The 12297-nt window shown below is 70.6% G+C and carries 11 protein-coding genes and 4 pseudogenes; 13 read left to right on the forward strand and 2 right to left on the reverse strand.

The features are described 5' to 3' along the window. Positions 1-834, forward strand: a pseudogene (locus tag ACFWBN_RS08495) (MDR family NADP-dependent oxidoreductase); the annotation flags it as partial. A 60-nt stretch (positions 835-894) separates the two neighbouring features. Then, on the forward strand, positions 895-1278 hold the full coding sequence (locus ACFWBN_RS08500) for a MerR family transcriptional regulator (protein ID WP_385172591.1): 384 nt from the start codon (positions 895-897) through the stop codon (positions 1276-1278). A gap of 179 nt (positions 1279-1457) precedes the next feature. On the opposite strand, the gene ACFWBN_RS08505 is transcribed toward ACFWBN_RS08500, so the two are convergent. After that, complete coding sequence (locus ACFWBN_RS08505) at positions 1458-1904, reverse strand: anthrone oxygenase family protein (protein WP_385172594.1); 447 nt, start codon at positions 1902-1904, stop codon at positions 1458-1460. Positions 1905-1995: 91 nt separating this feature from the next. On the opposite strand from ACFWBN_RS08505, the gene ACFWBN_RS08510 reads away from it, so the two are divergent. Beyond that, positions 1996-2574: a TetR/AcrR family transcriptional regulator gene (locus ACFWBN_RS08510; protein ID WP_385172597.1), complete on the forward strand. Its 579-nt coding sequence runs from the start codon at positions 1996-1998 to the stop codon at positions 2572-2574. 641 nt (positions 2575-3215) lie between these two features. Then, complete coding sequence (locus tag ACFWBN_RS08515; protein WP_385172600.1) at positions 3216-4409, forward strand: ATP-binding protein; 1194 nt, start codon at positions 3216-3218, stop codon at positions 4407-4409. Between the two features lie 78 nt (positions 4410-4487). Here the strand turns inward: ACFWBN_RS08515 and ACFWBN_RS08520 are convergent. Further along, positions 4488-4982 (reverse strand): annotated as a pseudogene (locus tag ACFWBN_RS08520) (FAD:protein FMN transferase); the annotation flags it as partial. Between the two features lie 2 nt (positions 4983-4984). Here ACFWBN_RS08520 and ACFWBN_RS08525 point away from each other — a divergent pair. The 9 genes and pseudogenes from ACFWBN_RS08525 to ACFWBN_RS08565 form a co-directional block, all read left to right on the forward strand. After that, positions 4985-5283, forward strand: a pseudogene (locus tag ACFWBN_RS08525) (sensor histidine kinase); the annotation flags it as partial. Positions 5284-5471: 188 nt separating this feature from the next. Next, positions 5472-5966: pseudogene (locus tag ACFWBN_RS08530) on the forward strand ((2Fe-2S)-binding protein); the annotation flags it as partial. Further along, positions 5879-6859: an FAD binding domain-containing protein gene (locus tag ACFWBN_RS08535; protein ID WP_385172603.1), complete on the forward strand. Its 981-nt coding sequence runs from the start codon at positions 5879-5881 to the stop codon at positions 6857-6859. The pseudogene ACFWBN_RS08530 and the gene ACFWBN_RS08535, both read left to right, overlap by 88 nt. Beyond that, positions 6859-8766 (forward strand): xanthine dehydrogenase family protein molybdopterin-binding subunit, encoded by a 1908-nt coding sequence (locus ACFWBN_RS08540; RefSeq protein ID WP_385172605.1) that lies wholly within the window; start codon positions 6859-6861, stop codon positions 8764-8766. The genes ACFWBN_RS08535 and ACFWBN_RS08540 overlap by 1 nt, the downstream gene beginning before the upstream one ends. 14 nt (positions 8767-8780) lie before the next feature. Then, the gene (locus tag ACFWBN_RS08545; protein ID WP_385172610.1) at positions 8781-9269 is read left to right on the forward strand and encodes a flavin reductase family protein; all 489 of its coding nucleotides are present in this window, start codon (positions 8781-8783) and stop codon (positions 9267-9269) included. A gap of 127 nt (positions 9270-9396) precedes the next feature. After that, positions 9397-10362, forward strand: a complete 966-nt coding sequence (locus ACFWBN_RS08550; RefSeq protein ID WP_385172613.1) for an LLM class F420-dependent oxidoreductase — start codon at positions 9397-9399, stop codon at positions 10360-10362. A 70-nt stretch (positions 10363-10432) separates the two neighbouring features. Continuing rightward, the gene (locus tag ACFWBN_RS08555; protein ID WP_385172615.1) at positions 10433-11134 is read left to right on the forward strand and encodes an HAD family hydrolase; all 702 of its coding nucleotides are present in this window, start codon (positions 10433-10435) and stop codon (positions 11132-11134) included. 21 nt (positions 11135-11155) lie between these two features. Beyond that, complete coding sequence (locus tag ACFWBN_RS08560) at positions 11156-11698, forward strand: hypothetical protein (RefSeq protein WP_385172618.1); 543 nt, start codon at positions 11156-11158, stop codon at positions 11696-11698. A gap of 1 nt (position 11699) precedes the next feature. Continuing rightward, entirely contained in the window at positions 11700-12260 is a 561-nt protein-coding gene (locus ACFWBN_RS08565) for a hypothetical protein (RefSeq protein WP_385172621.1), read from the forward strand. Positions 12261-12297 lie beyond the last annotated feature (37 nt).

Raw genomic sequence — 12297 nt, forward strand, 5'->3', positions numbered from 1 at the left:
GGATTGCCGCTGCCTCCGCTGCGCAGTGGTGACACCCTGTTCGGGCCCTGTGTCGGCGAGGTCGTTGCCGCCCCGGCCGACAGCCCACTGCGCAGGGGCGACGTCGTGGCACACCTGCACGGCTGGCGGGAGTACTCGCTGGTGTCCGTCGTCGAGTGCAGTGTCCTCGACGATGTGTTGCCCGATCCGATGGCGTACCTGGCCCAGGGATCAGCGGCCTACGGTGCGCTGACCCGCCTTGCCCACGTCCGTGCGGGTGACGTGGTCTTCGTCACCGGTGCAACGGGAGCGGTGGGTTCCCTGGCGGGGCAGATCGCCCGGCTGCTGGGTGCCGGGAAGGTGATCGGCAGCACCGGCTCGCCGCACAAGGCGGAGCGGCTGGTGTCCGAGCTGGGCTACGACGCGGTCGTGCTGCGAGGGACCACGCCCCTCGCGGACCAGCTCGCCGAGGCGGCGCCCGAGGGCATCGACGTTCTGGTCGACACCGTCGCGGGCGAGCAACTGATCGCGGCGCTCGGTGCGGCGCGCCACGGCGCGCGCTTCGCCCTGGTGGGGACTTTGTCGGGGCAGCTGGCGGCGCAGCGGGCCGGTGGCAGCGCGCCGGTGGAAATCGATGCTTTCCGCCTGGTGGCCAAGGGCATCTCGCTGCGCGGATACAGCGGTGCGGACCACCCTGATGTGGAGACGGAATGGAACGCTCGCTTCGGCGAGTGGCTGCGCGCCGGCAAGATCAGCTTTCCTCACGCCCGGATCTCGGGCATCGATCGGGCACCGCAGGCGTTGCAGGAATTGATCGAGGGCCGGCACTTCGGGGCTGTCGTCGTGGAGTTGTAGCTCGGTGGTGCGGTGGCGGCCCGGCAGCCGTGGGCGGGCAGAGACGGGGAGTGGGAGACAGTGCGGATCGGCGAAGCGGCGGCAGCGGCCGACACCACGGCCAGAGCGCTGCGGTTCTACGAGCAGTGCGGGTTGCTGCCCCCGCCCGCACGCACGGCCTCGGGGCAGCGGGAGTACGGGCTCGGCGAAGTCGCGCGAGTCCGCATCATCCGCGACCTGCTGGCCCTCGGCCTCACTGTTGAGGATCTGCGCAGTCGCGCCGACCGTCTCCACCTGCTCGCCGAGGACCCACCGCCCCGTTGCGGCGCTGCCGAAGCCGGCGCTGCCGAAGCCGGCGCTGCCGAACCGGGGATCGTCGGCCACAGACTCGCTGCCCTCGACGCCGAGATCCGCAGGCTGACCCGACTGCGTGAGAGCCTCGCGCGGCGGGTAGCCGGAGGCTGATCCGACCGCTTTCCTCGCGTCACCCGTGTCCTGTCGCAGGGCATCTGTCAGATGGTGAGCCGTTGACCTGCTGGGATGCCAGGTCGTTCGAGAAGGCGGAGGCCCGGGGTTCTCGAACGACCTGGCATTCGCGGAAGTCGCGGGAGCACGCGCCGCCTGCGCGGTCTCGGACTGCCGGCTCAGACGAGGGCGGCGGCCAGCAGGGCGAAGGCGGCGACGATGACGGCGACGCGGACATAGTGGAAGCGGTCCCAGCGGTTGCTCTGCTGCTTCCAGTCCTCGGGCCGGTTCTCGGGGGTCCACGTCTTGCTCCGGTTGTTGATCGGTACGAGCAGCAGGATCGACATGATCACGCTGACGATCAGCAGCGCGCCGGCGGTGACGACGAGTCCGGCGCCGGGGCGGTGCCATCCGGCGATGGCCCAGACCGCGGCGAGGACGAGCGAGCCGATGTACCAGACCGGCATCACGGCGCCGAGCATCCGGCCCCCGTGGGCGCGGCCGAGCTGGCCGTTGTCGCCGGGGAGTGCGTCGAGGATCCGGTTGATGACGAAGGCGACGGAGAACTCCACCCCCACCATCACTCCGACGACCACGATGGTGACGACCTTGAGTGCGTCGAGCATGATGACCCCTCCTGGGATCTAGCGCCGCTAGCTGATGAGGCAACGCTAGTACTACTGCCGCTCGGTTGTCTAGCGGTGCTAGGATCGAATCATGTCGGTACAGCAACGCAAGGAACGCGAACGGGCGGACCGCGAGCGCCTCATCGTGGCGACGGCCCGCGAACTCGCCGAGCAGCAGGGCTGGGACGCAGTCACCACCCGCCGGCTCGCCGAGCGCATCGAGTACAGCCAGCCCGTCCTCTACAGCCACTTCCGCGGCAAGCGCGAGATCATCGGCGCCGTCGCCCTCGAAGGCGCCGCCGAGATGGCATCGGCGCTGCGGGCCGCAACCTCCGCCGCGGACGGCCCGCACGCCCGGGTCACCGCCCTCGCCCGCGCCTACCTCGACTTCGCCGAACGCAACCCGGCGGTCTACGACGCCATGTTCCAGCTCGACGGCGGCCTGGCGTTCGCGCAGGAGGACACCCCGGAGCCGCTGAAGAACGCCTTCGCCGTCCTTCTGGAGAACCTCGCCGAGGTCGCCGGGGACGGCGTCCACCCGGGGCTGTTCACCGAGGTGTTCTGGGCGGCCCTGCACGGGCTGGCCACCCTGACCCGGGCGGGACGGCTGCCGCCGTCGGAAGCCGAGCGGAGGATGGAGCTGCTGGTGGACCGGCTCGCCGTGGTCTGACACACCGTCCGGGCAGCCGTCGTCTTCCTGTCCCGTCGCAGTTCACCTGGCGGGTAGACGGCTGCTGACCTGCTCGCGTGCCATGTCGTTCGAGAACGTTGCCCCGCGGCATTCTCCAACGACATGGCTTTCGCGGAAGACTTGATGGTGAGGGATGTCAGCCCAGCCGTCCTGCTCGTCGGCCAGGCTGCCCGTGGTCGCCCGGAGGCGGTGCCGTAGTCGGTACACCTGTAAGGGAAACCGATGGCCCGGCGTCCATAGCGTGCGCCTCTGGCGGCGCGGGCCGACGCGATCATCTTCGGGGCCGGCGCGTCCTGGTGGTGGAAGCGGTGGGGGCTCTAGGAGCGCCATGCCGGAAAATGCGTGGGGAAAGGCCCTCCGGCTTCGCCGAGAACGCCGCCTCGGGAGCCTTCGGCGGGGCCTTCGCGCTGCTCCGCCCCCCGCGGCGGCCCTCCGGAACGGCGGCTTTGGCAAAGCCGTGGACGCGGCCACCGGGGACCTCGTCATACATGGCCTGACCTGCGCATTTACCTTCAGATGCCTAGGATGGGCACACATGGGCGACGCCGCGAAAGCAGCGTAGGCGCCTTCGGCGACCTCCGCCCGCAAACGTGCTCAGGACGGCCCAGGGAGGGTGCTTCATGACCGAGTCCGGCAACCCCAGTCAGCCCGCGAACGTGAACGAGTACGCCGGCACTCACATCCAGGTACTCGAAGACCGCGAGGCGGTACGCAGGCGCCCCGGCATGTACATCGGCTCGACCGGCGAACGCGGCCTGCACCACCTGGTGTACGAAGTCGTCTCGTACGCCGTCGACGAGCACCTGGCCGGCCACGCCGACGCCATCGGCGTCACGATCACCGCGGACGGCGGCATTCGCGTCGTGGACAACGGGCGGGGCCTGCCCGTCGAGGTGGAGGAGCCCACCGGCAAGTCGGCCGTCGAACTCGAACTGACGGAGCTGTCCTTCGGCTCAAAGAACCACACCGGCTATGGGGTCTCCGGCGGCCTCACCGGCCTGGGCCTGTGCGTGGTCAACGCGCTGTCGAGCCGCCTCACGGTCGAGGTCCACCGAGCCGGCCACCGTTGGACCCAGCAGTACGAGAAGGGCATCCCGGTCACCCCCTTGACGAGGCACGAGGAGACGAGCGAACACGGCACCACGATCGAGTTCCTGCCCGACGCCGACATCTTCGAGACCAGCCGGTTCTCGTTCGCCACGCTGTCGGAGCGCTTCCAGGAACTGGCCTTCCTCAACGGGGGCCTGGCCGTCTCCCTCACCGATGAGCGTCCGGAGCGCCCGGTTCGCCACCACCACGCGGACGGCCTTCGGGCCTTCGTCGCCCGGCTCAACCCCTACCCCGCGAGCCTCGTCCACTCTCCCTCCATCGCCTTCGAGTCGGAGAACGAGAGCAAGACGATCCTCGTGCAGGTCGCCATGCAGTGGAACACCTGGTCCCCGGGCGAGCTCCACTCCTTCGCGAACAGCACCCGCACCCGCGAGGGCGGAGCTCACGAAGAGGGCTTCCGTACTGCGCTCACGCACATCGTCAACGAATACGCGCGCCGGCAGGGGCAACTGTCCGCGGACGACGAGGACATCACGGCCGGGGCCGTCCACGAGGGCCTGACCGCGATCGTCTCCGTAAAACTCGCCCATCCCGTCTTCGAGGGCCCCACCAGGACCAGGCTCAGGAATCCCGAAGCGGACGCCTACGTCCAGGAGGTCGTCCGCGAACACCTCACCGACTGGCTGGACAACCATCAGAACGAGGCCACGTCCATCGTCCGCCACGTACTCCTCCATGCCCCTACCGGACGTCGGAGGTGCTGACGAAGGATGCCGGTCCACGGGGAGTCACGTCCCGGCTGAGCGGTGCACCGTCCTGCGTATCCGGTACGTCCGGCGGCAGCGGCCGCAGCGGCCCCGGGGGCCGCTCCGTGAGATCCTCCCCGCCGTTCCCACTCTCAGGCGGCGTGCCCCGTCGGGGTGCGTGGCGTGGGCCGCGCAGAGCCGGCCGGCGCCCTCGGGGTGACGTATGCCCACCCTCCAGGGGCCGCCGGCGGCGACGATGTCGCCGCCGGCGTTCAGGCAGAACCGCCGTACCCCGGCCGCCGTCAGCAGCTCGGCGGCGCGCTGCACCGACCATCCCTTGACGACGGCGCACGGGTCGAGTCCCCGGCCCCGCAGCCGTATGTCGAAGGCCCCGCCGCTCGCCCTGCGGTACTCCTCGCACAGCTCCAGGACATGGGCGAGGTCGGCGCTGACGCCGCCGGTGCTCAGCTCGCCCCGGTCCAGGCGGGACACCTCGCTGTCGGGCTTGAACGGGCTGAACCGGGCGTCGACTTCGCGCAGCCACGCGAAGACCGCGTCCGCGGCCCCCTCGGGGAGGTGTGCGTCGTCGATGCGATCTGCTCACCAACGCGGCCGTCCACACGCCCGCGGGGACGCGCGTGTCCGTGACGGTGGACGTGACGCGGGGGCCGCCCGGGTGGTCGTGGCCGACACGGGGCCCGGCATCACGGACGCCGACCAGCGCCGGATATTCGACCGGTTCTACCGCGTGGACAAGGCCCGCAGCCGCGAGAACGGCGGCAGCGGCCTCGGCCTCGCGGTGGCCCGCTCCCTGGTGAACGCGCACGGCGGCACCCTGACCCTGCGTAGCGAGCCGGGCGCCACCGCCTTCGTGTTGGAACTGCCGCGGTGATCATTTCGAAGGCTCCCCGGGCTCCGCTGCTACAGTGAGTAGCGGTTCTTTCCCTCTGAGTGTTCACTGGATGATCGACTACGTCTTCCCGTGCCCTGCTTGAGGTGCGCGGTCGACACTGCGGTCCCGGTCACCGGAAGGCGCGGTTCATGTCAGGTGGGTTCGGCGGGGCGTCCGTCATGGGCCGCATGGGCCGGCGGCGCTTCCTGGTCGTGTCGACGGCTGCCGTGGGGGTGCCCCTGCAGTTTTCCGGGGGCGCGTCCGGCGCTTCCCCGGGCCTGGTCCCGCTGGGCGCCGCCACGACGACGACGGTCGGGCTGACCGTCAACGGGGAGCGGCGGTCCGCGGTGGTGGACAACAGAACGTCGCTCCTCGACCTCCTGCGGGAGCACCTGGGGCTGCCCGGCACGAAGAAGGGCTGCGACCAGGGAGCCTGCGGGGCGTGCACGGTCCTGGTGGACGACCGCAGGGTGAACTCCTGCCTCACCTTCGCCGTCATGCACGACGGTGCGCGCGTCACCACCATCGAGGGACTCTCGCGCGGCGACCGCCTGCACCCCCTCCAGCAGGCGTTCATCGACCACGACGGGTTGCAATGCGGGTACTGCACACCGGGCCAAATCGTCTCGGGGGTGGCTTGCATCGCGGAAGGGCACGCCCGCTCCCGGGAGGAGGTCCGCGAGTGGATGAGCGGCAACCTCTGCCGCTGCGGCGCCTATACGAACATCGTCACGGCGATCGAGCAGACAACGGTCTCCCGTACCGGGACATCACCGTGTCCTCCGAAGGGCTACGGGTGGGTGCCCTGGTCCGGATGAGCGAACTCGCCGCGCACCCGGACGTACGCTCCCAATACCCCGTCATCGCACAGTCACTGGAACTGGGCGCCTCCGCGCAGCTGCGCAACATGGCCTCCATCGGCGGGAACCTCATGCAGCGCCCCCGGTGGCCCTACTTCCGGGACGTGCACTCGGCGTGCAACAGGCGGTCCCCCGGCACGGGGTGCGACGCCATCGACGGCGACAACCGGATGCAAGCGGTCCTGGGGGGCAGCGCGCACTGCCTGGCCACGCACCCATCGGACCTCGCCGTGGCGCTGGCGGCCCTGGACGCCGTCGTCCATCTGCGGGGCACGGACGGCGCCCGGGCGGTCCCGGTCGCGGAGTTCTTCCTGCGGCCGGGGAACACCCCGTACCGGGAACAGGATCTGAGGCCGGGTGAACTCATCACCTCCGTACACGTCCCCGCCGGCCCCCATACCCGGCGGTCGGGGTACCTGAAGGTCAGGGACCGCCAGTCGTACGAATTCGCCCTCGCGTCGGCGGCGGTGGCGCTGGACATCAGGGGCGGGGTGATCCGGGGCGCTCGCGTGGCCGTCGGCGGCGTCGCCACCGTGCCGTGGCGGCTGCCGCGGGTGGAACGGGCGCTGGTGGGCGGGCGTCCCGGCCGCGCGACGTGGACCGAGGCCGCCTCGCGCGCCGCTGACGGCGCACGGGCACTGTCCGGCAACGCGTTCAAGATCCAGCTCCTGGAGCGGACCGTGCGCCGCCAGTTGACGACGATCGGAGGCCGGTGATGGCCGGCGACGTCGCGGGGCAGCCGTTCTCACGCGGCGACGCCCGGCTCAAGGTCACGGGCGCCGCGACGTACGCCGCCGAGCACCGTCCGGAAGGTCTGCTGTACGGCGTCATCGTCAACGCCGCCGCGGCTCGCGGCAAGGTCTCCGCCATCGCCACGGACGCGGCCCGCGCCCATCCCGGCGTCCTGCACGTCCTCACCGACTTCAGCTCCTTGAACCTCGCCCACTCGGTGACCGAGCTGACGTTCTACGGCCAGCCGATCGCCGTCGTGCTGGCCACGACGGCGGAGGCCGCGGCCCACGGCGCCTCCCTCGTCGAAGCGGCCTACGACCGGCGGCCGACCCTCACCGACTTCGACGACCCCCGCGCAATGTCCGTCACGGCGCCGTCGAACCCGGACTACAGCCGCGGCGACCCTGACGGCGCCCTCGGATCCGCACACGCCAAGGTGGACCTCGAATTCACCATCAGCCGGGAGAACCACAACCCGATCGAGCTGCCCTCGACCATCGCGAGGTGGGAGGGCGACAAGCTCACGCTCTGGGACAAGTCCCAGTGGGTCCAGGGCGCGGCCCGCTCCGTGGCCGGCGCGCTCGGCATCTCCGAACAGGACGTCCGGGTGCACTGCGAGTACGTCGGCGGCGGGTTCGGCAGCGCCATCCGTGCCTACGACCACGTCGTCCTGGCCGCGTTCGCGGCGCGGCACGCCAGACGGCCCGTCAAGGTAGTGCTGTCGAGGCGCCAGTCCTACTACGGCACCGGCTACCGGCCCGCCAGCCGGCAGCGCCTCGCGCTCGGGGCGGGCACGACGGGACGCATCGAGAGCCTCATCTACGAGGTCCGCACGGAGACTTCGCGCTACGAGCAGTACGAGGAAGGCCTCACCGACCTGCCGAAGTTCTTCTACGGTGTCCCCCACACGAGGACCCGGTACCGGCTCACCGCCATCGACACCCAGTCACCCGCGTCCATGCGCGGCCCGGGCGTCGTCAGCAGCGCCTTCGCCCTCGAAACCGCCGTGGACCAACTGGCGCACGACCTGGGCATCGATCCCATCGAGCTACGGCTCCGCAACGAACCCACCCGCGACGAGGTGACCCGCCTGCCCTTCTCCACCCGCAGGCTGCGCGAGTGCTACGACCTCGGAGCCCGCCGCTTCGGATGGTCGCGGCGCGCTGCGGCACCCGGCGACCGCAGGGACGGCGACCTGCTGATCGGCATGGGCATGGCCACCGCCTCGTACCACAACAACCGCCGCCAGGTCGGGTCGCGCGCCCGGGTCGCGGTGGCGGACCCCGCCTCGCCCCTGTACCGAGCTGACCCCGCCAAGATCACCGTCCGCGACGGCCGGCTCAGCACCGGGGCGAACGGCGCCGCCGACAGCTACCGCGAGATCCTAGGCCGCGCCGGCCTGCCCGGCCTGGAGGCCACCGCCACCTGGGGTCCCGGCGACACCGACCAGAGGATCTCCAGCTACGGCTACGGCGCCGTCTTCGCCGAAGTGTCGGTCGACCCGCTCCTCGGGCTCGTCCGGATCCGCCGCATGTTCGCGGCCTACGACGTGGGCCGCGTGATCAGCCCCAAACTGGCCCACAGCCAGGCCATCGGAGGCATGGTGGGCGGGATCGGCATGGCCCTGCTGGAGGGCACGGCCACGGACCACCGCGACGGCCGGATCGTCAACGCGGGCCTGGCCGACTACCTGGTCCCGGTCAACGCCGACGTTCCCGAACTGGACGCCGCGTTCATCGACACCGAGGACCCCCTGGCAGATCCCATCGGGGTCAAGGGGCTGGGGGAGATCACCATCGTGGGAGTCCCGGCAGCCATCGGGAACGCGGTGTTCAACGCCACCGGCAAGCGTCTGACGGACCTGCCCATCAGGCTGGAGGCGCTGCTCTGAGCGGCGGAGGCGATGTGACGGAGCTCGACCCCTTCACCGACGTTCTCGACGGCCCGATGTACGTGGTCACTGCCGCATCCGGCGGCGAGCGGGCGGGCTGCCTCGTGGGATTCGCCTCGCAGTGTTCCATCGACCCTCCGAGGTTCGCCGTCTGGCTGTCGATCGCCAACCACACCTACCGCGTCGCGCGCGAGGCCGAGTACCTCACCGTGCACCTGCTCCACCGGGACGACCGGGCGTTGGCGGAGCTCTTCGGAGGGGAGACGGGCGACCGGGTGGACAAGTTCGCAACGGTCGTCTGGCATCCGGGAGAGGCAGGCAGTCCGGTTCTGGAGCAGCTCTCCACGTGGTTCACCGGCCGGATCGAAGGGCGGATCGAGGGCGGCGACCACGTGGGCTTCCTCCTGGCACCCGTGGCAGTGTGCCCGCAGAACGAGGGCCCGCCGCCCCCGCTGCTCCGGTACCGGGAGCTGCGTCATCTGGAGCCCGGTCACCCGGCCTGAGGCCACGGGCGGGGCTGTGATCGGGAGGGCACCAGCGCGATCCGCCGGACCGATCACGAGCCGCAACCTCGCCTCACCCGGACGGGTCGCAACGTTTCAACGGGGCCGAAGCGGTAAGGCGCCCCGTATGGTGCAAATCGGGTACACGATGATGACCGAGCAGGCCGGGCCCCGGGAACTGGTCGACCACGTGGTGGGTGCCGAGCGGGCCGGGTTCGACTTCTCCGTCATCTCCGACCACTCCTTCCCCTGGCTGGAGGCCCAAGGGCACGCGCCCTACGCGTGGAGCGTCCTGGGCGCCGCCGCGCAGGCCACCTCCCGGATCCCGCTCATGACGTACGTGACCTGCCCGACCTTCCGCTACCACCCCGCGGTGATCGCCCAGAAGGCGGCCACGATGCAGCTCCTGTCCCAGGGGCGCTTCCGGCTGGGCCTCGGCTCGGGCGAGAACCTCAACGAGCACATCGTCGGCGCGGGCTGGCCCGCCGCGCACGTCCGCCTGGACATGCTCGAGGAAGCGGTGGGGATCATCCGCTCCCTGTTCGCCGGTGGGTACGTCAGCCACCACGGCGCCCATTTCGACGTCGAGAACGCCAGACTCTGGGACCTCCCCGACGATCCGCCCCCGATCGGGATCGCCGTCTCCGGAGACCGCTCCTGCGAGATCGCGGGCCGCTACGGTGACCTGCTCATCGCCACCGAACCGAAGAAGGAGCTGCTGACCGCGTTCGGCGCGTACGGAGGCTCCGGCAAACCAGGGGTGGGCCAGCTCCCCGTCTCCTACGACCCCGACCGCGACGCGGCCGTGGCCCGGGCGCACGACCAGTTCCGCTGGGCGCTCGGCGGCTGGAAGGTCAACGCGGAACTCCCCGGTCCCGCGGGCTTCGCCCAGGCCTCGCAGCACACCCGGCCCGAGGACGTCGCGCATGCCATCCCCTGCGGCGACGACGTGGACGCCTTCGTCGATGCGGTACGCCCCTACGTCGATGCCGGATTCACCGAGATCGCCCTCGTCCAGATCGGCGGCGACCAGCAGGAACCCTTCCTGGACTGGTCGGCGACGAAGCTGCTGCCCGCCCTGGGGGAGCTGTGAGAACGGCCTTCTCCGCGAACGGGGCCGAGCGCAAGCAACGCTCGGCCGCTGAGCCCTGCGGGAGGCGGACATGAACCGTGCCGCTCTGTTCGACGTCGACGGCACCCTGGCCGATACCAATCACCTGCATGTCGTCTGCTGGTGGGAGGCCCTGCGACAGGCGGGCCACGACGTCGCGATGCACGACATCCACCGCGCGATCGGACTCCCCGGCGAGGACCTCCTCGCGCACCTGCTGGGCGAGGACCGGGACACGAGCGAGGACGACACGCTGAGCGCCGCCCACACCACCCTCTACGGCACGTACTTCGACCGGCTGCCCCCGCTGGACTCGGCAGCCGAGCTGCTGCGCGCGCTGGACCGACGGGGTTGGCGGGTCGTGCTCGTGACCTCGGCGAAGGATGCCGAGCTCGACGCTCTCAGAAGGGCCGTCGGCGCCGATGACGCCATTACCGCGACGTCGAGTTCCGACGACGTCGACGAGGGCAAGCCCGCACCGGACCCGGTGCAGCACGCCCTCGGCCTCGCAGACGCTCCCGCGCATGGCGCCGTATTCGTCGGCGACACCGTCTGGGACATGGAGGCGGGCTCCCGCGCCGGCGTCGCGTGCGTGGGACTCCTCTGCGGCGGCATCCCGCGGCGCGACCTCGAAGAGGCCGGGGCCCGAGCGGTATACCGGCACCCGGCCGACCTGCTCGCGCACATCGACACCAGCCCGTTCGCCGACAACCCCGACAAGCCCGACAACCCCGATGTGAATGAAGCCAGATGAGGCCCAGGATGGAGGCCAACCATGTCAACCAGCACGCTCATAGTCGTCATTGCCATCGCAGCCGTCGTCGTGATCGCGCTCGTGGCCGGATTGTGGATGGCGGCGCGCCGACGCCATCTGCAGAACCAGTTCGGACCCGAGTACAACCGCACGGTCGAGGCGGAGGGCGGCCGCATGGCAGCCGACCGCGAGCTGAGGGCACGCGAGGAACGCCACGACAAGCTTGAGATCAAGGAGCTGCCCGCTGAGCGGCGAGACCAGTACGCCGTCGAATGGAGCAGCGTCCAAGAGCATTTCGTAGACCGACCGGAAGGCTCCGTGGAGGAGGCCGACGCACTGGTGTCGCGACTCATGGCGGAGCGGGGGTATCCCACGGACGACTACCGCGGTCAGCTGCGTGACCTCTCGGTCGAACACGGCCGCACCCTGGAGCACTACCGGGCCGCCCACGACGTCAAGGTGCGCAGCGCTGATCAACGGACGACGACCGAGGAACTCCGAGGGGCGATGGTGCACTACCGCGCCCTGTTCGACGACCTACTGAGTGACCAGAGGAGCCGGTGAGATGCAGAACCACGCAAGCAGCAACGATCGAGTCGGAGACGCCGGCATCACGACGGAGGACATCGCCCATCCGGTGTCGGCTTCGGAGGCCGGCACAGGCACCGGCACAGGCACCGGCACAGGCACCGGCACGGACGCCGAATTCGGCGCGCCGGCCGACGGGCGGACGCCGCCCGTGTACCCGGGGGAGGCCACCGCGGAGGCGGCTGGCGAGGAGCGCGAGACCCGCGAAAGCGGGGAGGGTCTCCCGGCGGACAGCGGATCGGAGACCGGCTCAGGGCAGGCCGGTGTCGATGAGCCACTGCTGGGTGCCGAGGAGACCGCGGAGTACCACAAGGCATGGAGCGAGATCCAGGGCCGGTTCGTCGACGACCCGCAGGAGGCCGTCAGGTCGGCGGACGCCCTGGTCGCCGAGGTGATGCAGACCCTTGCCCGTTCGTTCTCCGCCCACAAGCAGGGGTTGGAGGAGCAGTGGAGCCAGGGCGAACAGGTCGCGACCGAAGACCTGCGACTGGCGCTGCAGCACTACCGGTCGTTCTTCAACCGCCTCCTGAACACCTGACCTACGTAGGCCCCGGGCCCGGCTTCCCTGCCGCGTG

Origin of the sequence: Streptomyces sp. NPDC059989 (assembly GCF_042736975.1) — a bacterium.
In the GTDB taxonomy this organism is placed as follows: Bacteria; Actinomycetota; Actinomycetes; order Streptomycetales; family Streptomycetaceae; genus Streptomyces.